Here is a 15,299-nt window from a genome sequence, read left to right on the forward strand (position 1 = left end):
GTTTTCCCGGTTTTTTTATATCGGATACGCCGTGCCGTTAGCGATAAACGCTCAACGCGACGCCTTCCCCACCGCCTACGCACAGCGCGGCGACGCCACACTTGCCGTCATTACGGACCAGGGCATGAACCAGCGTCACCAAAATCCGGCAGCCGGATGCGCCTATCGCATGCCCAAGCGCGATTGCCCCGCCGTAAGAACCTGACCCATAATGACCCGAGAGATATCACTGGCCTCTACGCCAGATTCTTTCAGGAGCGCCTGAATGACCCAGCTTCCCAGGTCAGCGGCGGAATGCTCCGCAAGCGCGCCCAGAAATGCGCCCGTCGCCGTGCGGCGGGCTGCAATAATGACAACCTCGCTCATGCGTCACTCCCTTTCAGTCCCGGCAACGTATGACCCGTCGCAGCGATTGCCGCGCGGTAGGCGGTAAGACCGTTCATACAGGCGGGAACGCCGGCATACACCGCCATCTGTATCACAATTTCAAGCAGCTCTTCCGGCGTCACGCCGGTGTTGAGCGCGCCTCTCATGTGCAGTTCCAGCTGCGGCATAGCATTACCCAGCGTCACAAGCGAGGCGACAGTCAGCATTTCGCGCGTTTTGAGCTCCAGTCCCGGACGTCCCACCACATCCCCGAACGCATAGTCGGTTATCAGGGCGGGCAGGCCCGGGTCCAGTTCGCTCAGGCGGCGGGTGACTTTATCCGCGAGCCCTGCTTCAAGACGGTCCATGATCTCTCTGCCATAGCGCGTGCGGTCATTAATTTGACTCATAAGATTTCTCCATACGGGATTGTTTTGCGGTCAAGGTTGCAGGAATAACCGCGACAAGCAGAACGGACAGGCCGATAGCCGTGCCGGCGACGATATACAGGAGCGGCATTGAAAATGATGAAACCATCCAGGCACCGACCGACGCGCCGATACCAATGGCGGTATTGAAAAACGAAACGTAGATTGCGGAGGCCGGGAAGGCTTTATCTTCAGCCATACGTAAAACCCACGTCTGGAAGCCGACAAATATTCCTGACACGGCAACGCCCCAGATAATCATGCTGGTGAATATCAGCGCAGCAGAGAGCGAGGAACCTGACAGGCCCAGGAACAGCAGCACTGCACAGATCAGCAGTACAGACAGCGAAACCGTCAGCTTGAGATACTTATCAATCATCACGCCGGTCAGGAAATTACCGGCCAGACCCGCGATGCCGTAAACAAAAAGCACGGCGGGAATAAAGGCGGTGGACAGTAAACTCTGCGTGTGAAGCCAGGGTTCAATGTACGTAAAGGCGGCAAAGTGCGCCGTAACAGCCAGCAGGGTTGCTGAGTAAATTTTCCACAGGGTAGACGATTTCAGCACGCCCTTAAGCGCATCCAGGCCAAGCGCGCTTTTGCTGGCGATCTGGGGAACAAGCACGCTAATACCCACAAAGGCAATTACGCTCAGCGCGGCCATCAGCCAAAATGCCTGCCGCCAGCCGAAGTGGATACCAATGTAGTTGGAAACCGGTACGCCAAAAACGCTTGCTGCGGAAACGCCACCAAATACGATTGACGTCGCCGCACCAATATATCTGGCAGGAACCATGGCAACCGCCGTTGCGCCGATCATCGCCCAGAATGCACCGTGAGCAAGCGCGCCCAGCACGCGGGCACTAAGCAGCATTCCGAAGGTGTTTACCGTCGCGGCCATGACGTTAGAGATCAGAAGCACCACGGTGAGCACGAGTAAAAGCCGCTTCTTAGCCACATTGCCTAAAAAGACGGAGGCAAACAGCGCACTCAACGCCCCCACCCAGGCATAAAGCGACACGGTCATGCCCACCGCGGATTCCGAAGACCGTAATCCCTCTGCGATTGGCGTTAATAATCCGACCGGCGCCAGTTCGGTAGTGACAATAGTAAACGTTGAAATAGCCAGAATGAATAACGCAAGCCATGACCTTAACGTCATATTTTGCGGAGAGAGTTCTGAAGTCATACTACTTACCTCAATAATGGTTTAAATAATGTGCCAATTTTTTTCTGCTGCATATCGGGTAAGCGCGGAATGCTCTCCCACACAGACGGGATGCCCAATGGCTTCGAGCATTGGAATATCCGAAAGATCGTCACCTTAGGCATAACAATCCGCTGGATTAATCTCCTTATCCCGGCAAAACGTCATCAGGGCGTCTTTTTTACCCGCTCCAATTGTTTCGGGCAGACCGATTTCCCCCGTCAACTCGCCTGCGTCATTTATTATTAACGGAGCACAGAGTATGTCCGTTACCCCAAGATATTTCGCAATGGGTGACAGAATCGGAAGCATAGAGCCCGATATAAATACGATGTACATGTTCTGTCTCTGATGGCTTTTAAGTGCTGAAACGGCACTCTCAATAAAAAATTCGTTTTCTGGCTTACGCCTGAACCGTTCATCGCCCATTTCTTCCAGATAACGACAAGACACACCTTTAAACTGGCGATAATACTCTCTGTTCAGCGTCTCCCCTGCACACCGTTTTTTACGTCGACGCGAAAGCGAAACATATAGCGTTGAAGACGATCGTTTTGATTATTTCCCCTGCACCAGAAGTCATAGAAATCAAACATGCTTTTAATATTTATTAGCGTCTCATCAACGTCAAAAAATGCGGCGTGGTTTCATCGCGCCCCTGACGATACTGCTGATAGTTATGGGCGGGCACCTCAACGTGACGAAGCTGAATATAATTTGATTCGGGTAAACTCTTTTTATTATCGATAGAGGATTCAACAAACTTAAGCAGTTCGCGACGAATATCGGCAGAAAGAACAACAGAGAAACGATGGAATATGGATTCCATTTCACTCTCAGCACACGCAATTTCTTTAATGTCATTGACAGCGCGCAGTTCCAGCAGTTCATTAACACCGTTTTCTTCACAGGAAAACTAGCGAACGTTTTCATTGCTTTTTAAGGAGATAAAATCTTTCTCTGTAAAAGTATTTTTTAACGGGAAGCGTGATGCCAGTACATATTTAGATGACATAATTACTCCGAATATTGATTGAATGAGGATTCGGGTAGAAATTTATCAATATAGGAAACAATTGGAATTGTTAAATTTGTAATATATTTTTGGTATTACTGTTGAAATGGGTTTACTGCCCGCATTTAGCGTGTAATATCGAAATGGAAAAAAGACGAAATACCTTTTCGCATTCAGGACCCACGTATGGCCACAGCAGAACATTTAATCAGCAATAACCTGCCCAGTATCAAACAATTACAATGCTTTCTCGCTGTCGCACATGAACTGAACTTCCGTAAGGCTGCCGAACGCCTACGCATGACTCAACCGCCATTGACGCGTCAGATAAAATGCCTTGAAGCGGTTCTGAAACGTCAGTTGTTCAGCCGCAACACGCATGACGTTAGCCTCACAGAAGCAGGCCGTGCGCTGGTTGTTCAGGCTGAAAAAATACTCAAAGACATCAGTAACCTAAAAGAAGATCCTCTCTCTTCTGAAACGAGCCTGCGTATTGGACTCACGCGGACCCTTAATTTTGAATATATTGAACCCGTGAATACCCAGCTTCAAAAAATGAACGCGGGAGATGATGTCGAAACGCCGGACCTGACGTCAGCCCAACTGCTGCAAAGCTTGTCTAAAAACATGCTGGATCTGGTGCTGACCGGTGAAAAAGGAACGGGTCATGAAGACATTGTTCAATACCGCTGGGTCTGCCAGGAACCGTTGCTCATCGCAATGCCCTCTTTACATCCTGCCAGCCTGAAAGAGAAAGTCGCGCTGGAGGATATTAGCGATCTTCCCATTTTCTGGTTTTCCAGAAGTGCCAACCCGTCATTTTACGACAAATGCGAAAGCTACTTTGATACGCTGAAAACGCCTCTGAAGCGGATAAAAGAGCCGGATGATACCCTTGTGATGCTAAGCCGTATCGCAAGAGGGAAAGGATTTGCGCTGCTGCCTCAGTCGAAATGCACCTTTAATCAGGAAGGACTTTGCTACCGTGAACTCACGGACGCCGAGGCAAAAAGGTTAAACATAGATATCTATGCCGCCACTCGCCTCAATGAAAATAGAGAGGAGATCCTCAACGCACAGAATGTGTTATGCGGGAAAACGGCTTAATGCAGGTAAAACACGCCCTCTTCCGGCAGGAAAAGCTGGTTATAGCGCAACTGGAAGGCGTTTAGCTCCTGCGGATCGGGCTCCATTTCACGCATAAAACCCAGCGTCAGACGGACCTGCGCGTCCGTGATCGGCGCGGCAAGGCGGGCTTTACGCAGCATACGGTGCCAGGCAAGCAAATTCTCTTCACTGCCGTCGACAATGCAGACCTGCCAGATCAGCAGCACCTGCGCCGCGTTTTGCAGATGCGCCTCGTCCGGGCGTTCAAGGTAGCGGATAAACTCATTGCCGGGCGTTTTTCCGAACTGATCGATCATCGATTCTACAGGAACCGGGGTGATCCCCAGCCGCTCGCTCAGGCGTTTAATTGCGCGACGTGAATCTGAGGTCAGGACCCGAAATCCCACCACAAACACCACGGCAAGCGTTGCCAGCATTATCCAGACCATGCGTTCTCCTCTACGTCAGCCGCTCATCATAGCGGGAAACGCGCGGCGTCGACAGCGGGCAAGGCCATAATAGTGCAGTGAAAAAAGGTGGAAAATCGTTATAAGGGCAGCACCAGGTATGCTGGCGTGTAGTGCGCGGAAGACAGCCCGCGCAGAACGGGCTGCGGGGCTGTTGCTTTAGACCGGTCAGCGTGCCTGCAGCCCTTTCAGCAGCGCGTCATGGAAGCGCTGAGGGTCCTGCATCTGCGGCGCATGGCCCATGTCGTTAAACTCAACCAGCGTCGCATGCGGAATGCGTTTTTCCGTCTCCTTACCCAGTACTGCATAGTTGCCCAGCGTCTTGCGGATCGCCGGCGGGGCGAGGTCTTTCCCGATGGCGGTGTTGTCTTTGGTGCCGATCATCAATAATACCGGCATCTTCAGTTCACCAAATTCGTAGATCACCGGCTGGGTATAAATCATGTCGTAAAGCAGGGCTGAGTTCCAGGCGACACGCGTTTTGCCCGGCCCATTGTTCAGCCCGGCCAGCATCGTCACCCAACGCTCATATTCCGGCTTCCACTCCCCGGCATAGTAGGTATTTTTCTCGTACTGACGAATACCATCGGCGCTGGTTTTAAGTTCACGCTGATACCACTGATCGACCGTAATATGCGGTACGCCGCGGGCTTTCCAGTCTTCTAAACCAATCGGGTTAACCATCACCAGCTGTTCCACTTCCTGCGGCCACATCAGCGCGTAGCGGGTCGCCAGCATGCCGCCGGTCGAGTGCCCAATAACCGTCACGCGATCGACGCCGAGCTGCTTAAGCAACGCGTGGGTGTTATCCGCCAGTTGCTGGAAGGTGTACTGGTAATGCTCGGGTTTGGTGGATTTACAAAAACCAATCTGGTCTGGTGCCACCACGCGGTATCCGCTGGCGGAAAGCGCGCGGATAGTCCCTTCCCACGTTCCGGCGCAGAAGTTTTTACCGTGCATCAGCACCACGGTGCGGCCGTTGGGTTTTTCTGGCTTAACGTCCAGATAGGCCATATCAAGCGGCTGATGTTGCGAGGTAAAGGTGAAATGCTTAACCGGCCAGGCGTAATCAAACCCCTCCAGCTTCTCGCCGTACGTCGGCGCATCCGCCGCCAGGGCGGGGGAGGCAAGCGCCACCAATAGCGCAAGACAGGATAGTCGTCGGTTTACCATGCAAGCTCTCCATAACAAAACGGACAAAAGCCGCGGGGTGCGGCAGCAAAATTAAAATGTAGAGCATTGCAGGGAGCGGGTCTGTAAAGGGGGGTAAAGGTGGGATGTAAAAAAAAGCCCGGCGGTCAACCGGGCAAAGAAGTTACCTGCACACTCAGGCTACTTTTAATTTCTGCATCCGATTTTCACGGCGGATCTTACGTTCTTCCAGCACCGCGACCATCGCCATCAGGACGATACAGCCGATGGCGGCGGCATCCAGCGCGGCAAAGGTGCCCGCCCAGCCGGTGAGGCCGAAAATCGGCGTGCCGTCGGCGATCATACCCAGACCCAGCTTGGCGAAGCTGTCACCGATCAGGTAGGCGAAGGTGCCTTTAATTCCATCGGCAGCGCCGATCGCTTTTTTCGGTACGAAGCCGACTGCTGCCACGCCGATCAGCAGCTGTGGACCAAACACCAGGAAGCCGAGCGCGAACAGGGACGCCAGGTAAACGTACTGGTTGCTGGCGTGCTGGTAGACGCCGAGCGTGGCGATAATCAGCGCCAGCGCGACGCAGGCCACCAGCGCGCGGCGACCATTGGCGAGGTCCGAGAGCCAGCCCCACAGCAGCGTGCCGACCAGCGCGCCCACTTCAAACAGGGTAAAGCCCTGAATCGCAACTTCTTTGGAGAGCTTCAGCTCCTGGAAGGCATACACGGTCGACCACTGGTCGATACCGATACGCACCACGTACAGGAAGATGTTGGAGAAACAGAGTAGCCAGATCACTTTGTTTTTCAGCACGTACTCAACAAAGATCTGCCATTTGGACATCTCGTTTTCTTCGGTCTCTTTGTCCTCTTCGCTGATCTCCTCGCCGAACAGCTCTTCGGCTTTGCCGAGGCCGTACGATTCCGGGGAGTCGCTGCCGTAGCGCAGGCCAATAAAGCCGACGATCAGGGCGATAATCGACGGGAAGATAAACATGCCGATCACGTGGCCGTCGAACAGGTAGTTTGCGCCGAACAGCGCCACGCCTGCCGCACCCGCCCCGCCGAGGTTGTGGGAGATGTTCCACATGCCGAGGTACGAACCACGCTTGCGGCGAGGGGTCCATTTGGTGATGGTGGAGTAACTGCACGACCCGCCGGTACTCTGGAAGAAACCGCTCAGGGCGTAGAAGGCGATCATCATGAACAGGCTGACGGAACCCGCGCCCATGCTGGCGCTGAAGCCGAGCATACAGATGGCGGAGAGGATCAGCATAAACGGCAGGAACTGCTTGGTGTTTTTGCCGTCCGCGTAGTAGGAGACGACGGTTTTACCCACGCCGTAAGTGATGGAGAAGCCCAGGCCAATCATCCCCAGCTGCGTCATGCTCAGCCCGTAGGTTGAGATCATGTCGTTCTGCGCGATGTTAAAGTTTTTGCGGATCAGGTACATGGTCAGGTAGCCGATAAAGACCACCAGGTAAGACTGCATGAACGGTTTGAACCACATTTTACGCCGCACATCGAGCGGCAGATCCAGGGTCGGTTTGCGCACCTGATTTAAGAAGGCCAGCATGATTGGTTTACTCCTGAGCTGATTTTTGCAGCATTGTAAAAACCAGCCGGGAGCGACGCCTGAGACAGCGTCCAGGTGAAACCAGGAAAATTTCTTAGTTTTGCGCCATTCGGAATGAAAAGGTGAAGCACATCACGCTTCGTGTGCCTCGCGCGGTGCCTGCGCATGCAGGAACGGCAGCAGCAGCAGGGCCGAAATCCCTGCCGCGATGGCGATCACGGCAAAGAAACCGCTCCAGTGCCAGACGTCGATCACCCGCGCCAGCGGCCAGCCGGAGAGCGATGCGCCAAGGTAAGCAAACAGCCCGACAAAGCCCGTGGCTGCTCCCGCGGCGTCTTTGTGTGAACACTCCGCCGCGGCCATGCCAATCAGCATCTGCGGGCCAAAGACGAAAAAGCCGGTGGTGAAGAAACACGCCGCCTGCATCACGTAGCTGGCGAACGGCATCAGCCATAGCGAACCAACGGAAAGTAAAATCCCGGCGGCGAAGATCAGGTTCATCGGCCCCCGGTTACCGTTGAAGAGCTTATCCGAGCCCCAGCCCGCCACCAGCGCGCCGATAAAGCCGCCCAGCTCGAACATCGTCACCGCCGAGTTGGCGGTCACCAGATCGACGCCCAGGGTTTCGGACATATACAGATTGCCCCAGTCGTTGATCGCCGCACGCACCACGTAGACCAGCACGTAGCAGAGGGAGAGTAACCAGATATAGGGATTTAACAGCACATATTTGGTGAGGATCTCTTTACGCGTCAGCCCCGCACCTTCCTGCTGTTGAGCGACTTCCATCTCGTCGTGCCGCCAGTCGCCTACCGCGGGCAGCCCCACGGTTTGTGGCCTGTCACGCAGTCGCCAGCAGAGAAACAGCCCGGCAACGATCGCCAGCCCGCCGGCAATCATCATTCCCGTGCGCCAGCCGTAGTGCAGCGCCGCCGCCCCGACCACCATCGGAATAAGCGCCCCCCCGACGTTATGCGCCGTGTTCCAGATAGCCCACCAGCCGCCACGCTCGTTGCGCGAGTACCAGGCGGTAAGCAGACGGGCACACACCGGCGCGCCCCATCCCTGGAAAAAGGCGTTCAACGCCCACAGCAGCGCAAAGGCCCAGAGCGAGGTAGAGAAGCCAAACAGAATGTTCACCACCCCGGTGGCAATGAGTCCTGAGCCCATAAAATAACGGGCATTCGAACGGTCGCTGACGATACCGGAAAAGAACTTCGACAGGCCGTAGGTGATGTAAAACAGCGTCGCCAGCAGACCAATATCGGTGCGTGTCATCACCCCGCTGGCGAGGATTTCCGGCGCGGCGGCGTTGAAACTTTTGCGGGTAAAGTAAAAAAGCGCATACCCCAGCCAGATGGTGATCAGGATATGGCGACGCCAGTAACGATAGCGGGCGTCAATTTCACGTTTATCATTTAGCGGGGCGGCATTCGCCGGGGTTTTAAACATGCTGACTCCTCAGCGGTAAACTGACGCTGACGCGCGTGCCGTGGGTGCAGGAGATCGTCAGGGTGCCGCCCAACGCCTTGACGCGCTCACGCATGCCCGCCAGGCCAAAACCCAGCTGGCCGGAGCCCGGCGGCAGACCGCAGCCATCATCTTCAATCACCAGCATCAGGCGTTCATCCTGTTGCCATCCCTGCAGCGTTACCGCGCTGGCGCTGGCGTGTTTAACAATATTATTCAGCCCTTCCTGACAGACGCGGAACAGCGTGACGCGCTGGCCCTCGCTCAGCAAAGATTCATTGATGCGCCAGTCAAGATGGCTGACGATCCCGCGGCTTTCCAGCTCCATCTCGCGCATCAGCGACCGTACCGCCTGCTCAAGCGTAAGATCGTCCAGCTGGCGTGGTCGCAGCCTGCCAAGCAGTCGCCGCACCGAGTCATACACGCCAAGAGAGAGCTGTTCGATATGTGCCCCGCCCTGCTTTACGCCGGCGTTTTCGGCCGCCAGACGCTGAACGATGCCTGCCTGAGTGCGAATGGCAGTAATGGTCTGGCCGATGTCATCGTGCAACTCGCGGGCCACCTCCTGCCGGACGCTCTCTTCCGTTTCCAGCAGGCGTTCTGCCAGACGGCGATTACGCGCCAGCTCGGTTTGTAATGAGTGGTTAAGTTCACGCAGGCGCTGAATCCCGGCCCCCAGCAGCAGCCCGGTCAGGCTCTGGGCCAGCAGTGAGAGCAGTAAATCGACGGGGTGATCGTGCCAGGTCTGGCTGGCAATCAGCGCGATAGCGTTCATCAGGGTGGCAATCAGCGCGCCCTGCCAGCCGTAGTGCCACGCGAGGGCAATAATCGGCAACGCCAGGCAAAACGGGGTAAAGCGCGACAGCTCATCGGGCAGGCCAAGCTGCAGCCACAGGCTGATCGCAAACAGCAGCAGATACCAGATAAGATGCCGGGCGCGCCAGTTTACCGGCTGAGAGACCAGCGCCGGTCCGAGCGGCTGCCAGACGGTACTGGCGAGGTAGTGCCAGATAACCAGGCAGGTGGGAGCCAGCGTCAGACCGCCGGTCAGCGTCAGCAGAAGGGCGTTAAGCATCTCCTCCTCGCCGGTCCAGGGCAGGGACTGCAACAGCGCGGCGGCAATCAGCGCAGCCCCCTGACGCAGCAGCGTGCGCCAGTCGCGCTGGTGACGATAACGGGAGATCAGCGCCACCGGGATCAGCGTGAGTACGCTGCCCGTCACCAGTAAAGGCAAGTGCGCCAGCGCCACCTCCTGCGCCAGCCAGATCAGCATCAGCCATTCGGCACCCAGCAGTACCGGCCAGAAACCGCGCGGGCATTGCAGCATCAGCCCCAGACGCAGGCCAAACGGGAAAAGCAGCACCGCCAGCTCCGGGCGTTCAACCAGATGCAGGCTGATGCTCCACAGGCAGAACCAGGCGGCGGAGAAAATGGAAAAACTGGCAGCAACGGCGATCAGCCGTGAAAACAGCGGGTTCATTGCCAGCTGTCGAACATGCGGCGCGCCAGCTCAACGTCATTACTGACGCCGAGTTTTTCCATCAGGTTAGCGCGGTGAACGTGAACGGTTTTTGGCGACAGCCCCAGGTCCACGGCAATCTCTTTCACCGACATCCCCTGTGCCAGTTTTTCTGCCACCTGACGTTCGCGTCGGGTGAGTGGGTCCTGTCGCCCTGCCGCCAGCTTGATGGCGATATCCGGCGTCAGGTAGCACCCGCCGGTGGAAACCGTGCGCACGGCAGCGATCAGTTCGTCCGGGCTGCAGCGCTTGGAAAGAAATCCGCGTGCGCCTGCGTTCAGTGCCTGCTCCACCAGCGCCGGGCTGTCATGGACCGAGAGCATCACGATCGCCATCCCTTTCGGCAACTGGCTCAGCAGCTCGAGTCCGGAGAGATCCGGCATTGAGATATCGCAGATACAGACCTGGACACCGCGCCCGGGCAAACCTGCCAGCGCCTCGCGACCGGAGCCGAACTCCGCCACCACCTGAAAATCAGGCTCAAGGTTCAGCAGCTGGGCAAATCCGGAGCGGACGATGAGGTGGTCGTCGATAAGGGCGATGGTGGTCATGGCGCGTTCCTGGCGGGTTAAAAAACGCGCTTACCTTAACGATAAGCGCGTGGGGGTTCAAGCTTTGCGCTATTTACTCGAAGAACACCGCAATTTTGTTAAACATGGTGGGATCGGACTGGTTGCGCACCACTTTCTCGACATCTTCCAGCTTGTCGATCTGCGCAATCATCTGCTCCAGACGCTGATCGTCATTCACCAGTAGCCAGATGCGGCTGTGCTCGCTGCCCTGAATGGGCAGACAGAGGATACCTTCCACGTTAAACGCGCGGCGGGCAAAAAGCCCACAGACGTGCGTCATCACGCCAGGGTGGTTGCGGACGGTGAGTTCCAGAATGACGTTATCATGTTGTTTCTGCATGGCTTATTCCCCCACCATCTCAGTATTTGCCGCACCTGGCGGCACCATCGGGTACACTTTTTGTTCAGGATCGATACGCACGTGGATCAGCGCCGGGCCAGGACGAGAAATCGCCGCCTGCAGCGCCGCATGAGGGTCCGCTTCGGCGTTCAAATCGCAGGTATGCAGGCCAAAACCGGCGGCAATCTGCATAAAGTTAATCGTTCCTGGATAGGTCGCGGCAAACACGCCCTGCGTATAGAACAGACTCTGCTGCTGGTGCACCAGCCCCAGCGCCTGGTTGTTCATCAGGATGATTTTCACGTCTAACTGGTTTTCGGCTGCCGTCGCCATTTCCTGAATGTTCATCATCAGGCTACCGTCACCGGAGAAGCAGATCACCTTGCGATCGGGATTGGCCAGCGCCGCGCCCACTGCCGCCGGCAGGCCAAAGCCCATGGTCCCCAGCCCACCCGAGGTCAGCCACTGACGCGGACGGTTCAGCGGGTAGGCCTGGGCGGTCCACATCTGGTGCTGGCCCACGTCGGTGGTGATAATCGCGCTGTCATCAACGCAGGCGGCCACGGCGTTAATCAGCCCATAATGGCTCAGCGGGTCCCCCTCGGTTGGGATAGCGCCCGGGAACTCTTTTTGCAGATCGGCAACCAGCTGACGCCAGTCGGCGCGATCGGAAGCGTCCGTTTGCGGAATCAACTGCGCCAGCACCTCGGCAACATCACCCTGAATCGCCACGTGCGGCTGCTTGATTTTACCCAGCTCGGCACGGTCGATATCCACATGAATGATTTTGGCGTTCGGGCAGAACTGCTCGGTCTTGCCAATCGCCCGGTCATCAAAACGTGCACCCAGAACAATCAGCAAATCCGCTTCTTGCAGAATGTAGTTCGTGCTGCGCGCGCCGTGCATCCCCAGCATACCCAGCGACAGCGGGTGCGCTTTTGGCAACATACCCAGCGCCATCAGGGTCATGGTGGTGGGCAGGCTGGCTTTCTCTGCGAGCTGGCGTACCGCGTCGGAGGCATTAATCGCCCCGCCACCCAGATAAAGCACCGGGCGTCTGGCGGCGTTAATCATCGCCGCTGCAGCCTGCACGCTCTCTGCGCTGAACTGCGGCGCTGGCGCACGTTCACCCGGCTCCGGCAGCACGTCAATCTCGATCTCTGCGGTCTGAACATCCTTAGGAATGTCTATCCACACCGGGCCGGGACGGCCGGATTGCGCAATACGAAACGCATCGCTGATAACCTGAGGAAGCTCGGCGATATCGCGAACTAAATAGTTATGTTTAGTGATGGGGATAGAGATGCCGTAGGTATCCACTTCCTGAAACGCATCGGTACCGATCATGGAGGACGGCACCTGGCCGGTGATGCAGATCAGTGGAATTGAGTCCAGGCGCGCGTCGGCGATAGCGGTGACCAGGTTAGTCGCCCCCGGGCCACTGCAGGCCATACAGACCGCAGGTTTGCCCTGCGTACGCGCCATACCCTGAGCGATGAAACCCGCACCCTGCTCGTGACGCGCCAGAACGTGACGAATCTGCGTGCTTTGGCTTAACGCATCATACAGCGGCAGCACCGTGCCGCCCGGGATCCCCGCAACCGTGGTGATGCCCTGTCGTTCCAGCAAATGAACGATTAACTGCGCGCCCGTGAAACGCGTTTTGGTGGATGTTGTGCCCGAACTTGCCATGCTCCAGTCCTTTTCTTCTGAGCCGACTTTCCGGGGAGGGTCCTTAAACGAAAAACCCCGCCCGGTTTGCGCCGGCGGGGTTTTGGATTCGTGTGTTGATCCAGTCCCTACGGCGCATTGCCGACGACCACCACCACACGCACGACGACCACTGCGGCTGGTTGCGCAGTTGCTAGTAGGGTCGAGGTGAACATGGATGCTGTCATTGGGGACCTGTGTTTGGAATCTATTGATAGAATTTATACAAACACAGCTTTTCGGGCATGACAATGGAAATATTTTCATCTGCGCAAAAATGCGTCGAAGATCACGTTTCGTTTGTTGCGTGCAGAAAACAAAAAACCTCGCCTGAGCGAGGTTTTTTTCAGAGGTTTTGCGGTTGGTCGCCGCAGAACACACTGTGTTACGTCAACGCAAAAAGTATACGCGATCGAAGACGAACGCGCAATTCGGGCACGGATTTTGACGTTTTTGAGTATGGACCGCCTTCTGAATTTTGTCCAAAAAATACTGTTCATACATACAGTATTTATCTATACTGAGGGTGTTCGCAGTGAGCGAGGGGGCCGCAGTTCTACCGGCGCAACGAAGTCCTGGCTGAAACGGGTGGTGCCGTCAGTGCCTTAACCCCCTGAAGTGAGCACACTGTGTTACGTCAATCCAGGTGCTGGTCACAGGCGGCGGAAAGGTACGCCAGCATCGTGCTCCTTTTAACCAAAAGGAGACGCGTATGAGCGTAGTGGATATGGTGATACTTATCCTCAAACTCATTGTTGCTGTACTGCAACTACTTGATGCTGTCCTGAAATACCTTCGGTGATTCAGGTTCAAGTCGCACCTGAGAGGGGCGGGCAACCGCCCCTCTTTAATAACGAGGGAATGCTATGTCGCGTCTGTTAATTGAGCCTGTCACGCCAGAAGAACCTGGCTATATCGCCTTAAAGGCCGAAAGTATCGCATCGAATTTCAACATGCTGCGCCGGCTGGAAGAGAACTGGCAGCGCGGTGAAAACCGTTTTAACGCACCGGGCGAAAAGCTGCTGGGCGCCTTTTTGAACGGCAAGCTGGTGGGCGTATGCGGTCTTAACCGCGATCCCTTCAGCCAGCAGCCGCGCGCCGGCCGCATTCGTCATCTCTACGTCAGCGAGAAGTGCCGCGGGCTGGGCATTGGTAAGCAGCTTCTGACCGTGGTAATGGCCGATGCCAGCATCTGGTTTGATTTTCTCAACACCCACGCGCCGGACGCTGCATACGGGTTTTATCATCAGGCGGGCTTTACGCTGGTCTCGGATGAACCACGGGTCACACACCGTCTGTTTTGCGCGGTGTGACCGGCTGGCAGCATCAGGTTGTGAATGTTACAGTTGAGTGACAATTCACCGCCAGATACGCCATGACCATTACCGTCTTTTGCATTTTACTGTTCGCCGCGCTGCTGCATGCCAGCTGGAACGCCATTGTTAAAGCCGGTACAGACAAGCTCTATTCAGCAATCAGCGTTAGCGGTTCCGCCGCGTTTATCGCCCTGGTATTACTGCCCTTCTCCCCACAGCCGTCTGCTGCCAGCTGGCCGTTTTTAGGGGTCTCCTGCGCGCTGCAGGTGGTGTACACGGTGCTGGTTGCAAAGACCTACCAGGTCTCCGATATGAGCCAGACCTATCCGCTGATGCGCGGTACGGCACCGCTGCTGGTGGCATTGATAAGCGTGCTGGTGCTGGGAGATAGCCTGTCATGGCTCGCGTGGTCAGGCATCGCCGTGATCTGCCTGTCGATTCTGGCTATGGCCATGAACGGCCGCATGACGTCGCGTAAGGGGGTCTGGCTTGCACTGCTCAATGCCTGCTTTATCGCCGGGTATACGCTGGTCGACGGCACCGGCGTGCGGTTATCAGACACCGCGCTGGGCTATACGCTATGGACCTTCTTTATGAATGGTTTTTGCCTGCTCTTCTGGGCGATGTTGGCGCGCCGACGCGAAGCTTCCAGATACCTGCGTACGCACTGGAAAAAAGGGCTGCTCGGGGGTATCGGCACCATGGGCTCTTACGGGCTGGCGCTCTGGGCGATGACCCAGGCTCCGCTGGCCGTGGTCGCCGCCCTGCGTGAAACATCCATCCTCTTCGGGGCGCTGATCGCATTTGTGCTGTTAAAAGAGAAGGTTGCGGGCCTGCGTATCGCGGCCGCAGTGGGAATTGCGGGCGGGGCGATCCTGCTGCGCCTGGCATAAATCACTGGCAACATTAGTTGCCGATCTTGTTTACAAATCCTGCCTTTGCCCCTTCTGACATTCATCACAGGAATGCTTAATTTGTCATCTCTCTGTGGTAGATTCCTCGCGCATTTATGGGAATGCGTAGTCACTTATTCTTTATTTCTCTCTTTTGGCAAAAGTATTCA

Annotated in this window: 18 protein-coding genes and 1 pseudogene; 4 read left to right on the forward strand and 15 right to left on the reverse strand. The window is 56.1% G+C overall.

The genetic code is table 11. From position 1 onward, the window contains the following. Nucleotides 1-37: 37 nt before the first annotated feature. The 6 genes and pseudogenes from QRN24_RS15250 to QRN24_RS15275 form a co-directional block, all read right to left on the reverse strand. A pseudogene (locus QRN24_RS15250) lies at nucleotides 38-193 on the reverse strand (acetyl-CoA C-acetyltransferase); the annotation flags it as partial. Beyond that, entirely contained in the window at nucleotides 163-366 is a 204-nt protein-coding gene (locus tag QRN24_RS15255; protein ID WP_163304408.1) for a thiolase family protein, read from the reverse strand. The pseudogene QRN24_RS15250 and the gene QRN24_RS15255, both read right to left, overlap by 31 nt. Next, a complete protein-coding gene (locus tag QRN24_RS15260; protein WP_025206518.1) occupies nucleotides 363-776 on the reverse strand; it encodes a carboxymuconolactone decarboxylase family protein in 414 nt (137 codons plus the stop codon). Before QRN24_RS15260 ends, QRN24_RS15255 begins: the two co-directional genes overlap by 4 nt. After that, nucleotides 763-1,983 (reverse strand): MFS transporter, encoded by a 1,221-nt coding sequence (locus QRN24_RS15265; protein ID WP_047954855.1) that lies wholly within the window; start codon nucleotides 1,981-1,983, stop codon nucleotides 763-765. Before QRN24_RS15265 ends, QRN24_RS15260 begins: the two co-directional genes overlap by 14 nt. Nucleotides 1,984-2,118: 135 nt before the next feature. Then, nucleotides 2,119-2,430 carry a haloacid dehalogenase-like hydrolase gene (locus tag QRN24_RS15270; protein ID WP_338422542.1) on the reverse strand — a complete coding sequence of 104 codons (312 nt, stop codon included), beginning with the start codon at nucleotides 2,428-2,430 and terminating at the stop codon, nucleotides 2,119-2,121. Nucleotides 2,431-2,611: 181 nt separating this feature from the next. After that, the gene (locus tag QRN24_RS15275; protein ID WP_063157086.1) at nucleotides 2,612-2,830 is read right to left on the reverse strand and encodes a hypothetical protein; all 219 of its coding nucleotides are present in this window, start codon (nucleotides 2,828-2,830) and stop codon (nucleotides 2,612-2,614) included. 372 nt (nucleotides 2,831-3,202) lie between these two features. On the opposite strand from QRN24_RS15275, the gene QRN24_RS15280 reads away from it, so the two are divergent. Beyond that, nucleotides 3,203-4,123 (forward strand): LysR family transcriptional regulator, encoded by a 921-nt coding sequence (locus QRN24_RS15280; RefSeq protein ID WP_014167993.1) that lies wholly within the window; start codon nucleotides 3,203-3,205, stop codon nucleotides 4,121-4,123. Here QRN24_RS15280 and QRN24_RS15285 read toward each other — a convergent pair. The 9 genes from QRN24_RS15285 to ivbL form a co-directional block, all read right to left on the reverse strand. Continuing rightward, on the reverse strand, nucleotides 4,120-4,572 hold the full coding sequence (locus QRN24_RS15285; protein WP_014167992.1) for a DUF1198 domain-containing protein: 453 nt from the start codon (nucleotides 4,570-4,572) through the stop codon (nucleotides 4,120-4,122). The two genes, QRN24_RS15280 and QRN24_RS15285, sit on opposite strands and share 4 nt — an antisense overlap. Nucleotides 4,573-4,758: 186 nt before the next feature. Further along, the gene (locus QRN24_RS15290; protein WP_020882732.1) at nucleotides 4,759-5,763 is read right to left on the reverse strand and encodes an alpha/beta fold hydrolase; all 1,005 of its coding nucleotides are present in this window, start codon (nucleotides 5,761-5,763) and stop codon (nucleotides 4,759-4,761) included. 154 nt (nucleotides 5,764-5,917) lie between these two features. Beyond that, nucleotides 5,918-7,309: a hexose-6-phosphate:phosphate antiporter UhpT gene (gene uhpT / locus QRN24_RS15295; RefSeq protein WP_020882733.1), complete on the reverse strand. Its 1,392-nt coding sequence runs from the start codon at nucleotides 7,307-7,309 to the stop codon at nucleotides 5,918-5,920. A gap of 132 nt (nucleotides 7,310-7,441) precedes the next feature. After that, a complete protein-coding gene (locus QRN24_RS15300) occupies nucleotides 7,442-8,761 on the reverse strand; it encodes an MFS transporter (RefSeq protein ID WP_014167989.1) in 1,320 nt (439 codons plus the stop codon). After that, nucleotides 8,754-10,259: a signal transduction histidine-protein kinase/phosphatase UhpB gene (gene uhpB / locus QRN24_RS15305; RefSeq protein WP_223398599.1), complete on the reverse strand. Its 1,506-nt coding sequence runs from the start codon at nucleotides 10,257-10,259 to the stop codon at nucleotides 8,754-8,756. The genes QRN24_RS15300 and uhpB overlap by 8 nt, the downstream gene beginning before the upstream one ends. Further along, nucleotides 10,256-10,849, reverse strand: coding sequence for a response regulator transcription factor UhpA (uhpA, locus tag QRN24_RS15310; RefSeq protein ID WP_014167987.1), 594 nt, complete (start codon nucleotides 10,847-10,849; stop codon nucleotides 10,256-10,258). The genes uhpB and uhpA overlap by 4 nt, the downstream gene beginning before the upstream one ends. A 73-nt stretch (nucleotides 10,850-10,922) precedes the next feature. Then, a complete protein-coding gene (ilvN, locus tag QRN24_RS15315) occupies nucleotides 10,923-11,210 on the reverse strand; it encodes an acetolactate synthase small subunit (protein ID WP_014167986.1) in 288 nt (95 codons plus the stop codon). Between the two features lie 3 nt (nucleotides 11,211-11,213). After that, the gene (gene ilvB / locus QRN24_RS15320) at nucleotides 11,214-12,902 is read right to left on the reverse strand and encodes an acetolactate synthase large subunit (protein ID WP_020882735.1); all 1,689 of its coding nucleotides are present in this window, start codon (nucleotides 12,900-12,902) and stop codon (nucleotides 11,214-11,216) included. Between the two features lie 107 nt (nucleotides 12,903-13,009). After that, nucleotides 13,010-13,108 carry an ilvB operon leader peptide IvbL gene (ivbL, locus tag QRN24_RS15325; RefSeq protein ID WP_071605430.1) on the reverse strand — a complete coding sequence of 33 codons (99 nt, stop codon included), beginning with the start codon at nucleotides 13,106-13,108 and terminating at the stop codon, nucleotides 13,010-13,012. A 524-nt stretch (nucleotides 13,109-13,632) separates the two neighbouring features. Between ivbL and tisB the strand changes: the two genes are divergently transcribed. The 3 genes from tisB to QRN24_RS15340 all read left to right on the forward strand — a co-directional run bounded on the left by tisB (nucleotide 13,633) and on the right by QRN24_RS15340 (nucleotide 15,129). Further along, nucleotides 13,633-13,722, forward strand: coding sequence for a type I toxin-antitoxin system toxin TisB (gene tisB, locus QRN24_RS15330; protein ID WP_020684667.1), 90 nt, complete (start codon nucleotides 13,633-13,635; stop codon nucleotides 13,720-13,722). 64 nt (nucleotides 13,723-13,786) lie between these two features. Next, nucleotides 13,787-14,233 carry a GNAT family N-acetyltransferase gene (locus tag QRN24_RS15335; RefSeq protein ID WP_014167984.1) on the forward strand — a complete coding sequence of 149 codons (447 nt, stop codon included), beginning with the start codon at nucleotides 13,787-13,789 and terminating at the stop codon, nucleotides 14,231-14,233. A 62-nt stretch (nucleotides 14,234-14,295) separates the two neighbouring features. Further along, nucleotides 14,296-15,129, forward strand: a complete 834-nt coding sequence (locus QRN24_RS15340) for an EamA family transporter (protein ID WP_073397505.1) — start codon at nucleotides 14,296-14,298, stop codon at nucleotides 15,127-15,129. Nucleotides 15,130-15,299 lie beyond the last annotated feature (170 nt).

This window comes from Enterobacter sp. MEB024 (genome assembly GCF_030209635.1).
Taxonomy (GTDB): Bacteria; Pseudomonadota; Gammaproteobacteria; order Enterobacterales; family Enterobacteriaceae; genus Enterobacter; species Enterobacter ludwigii.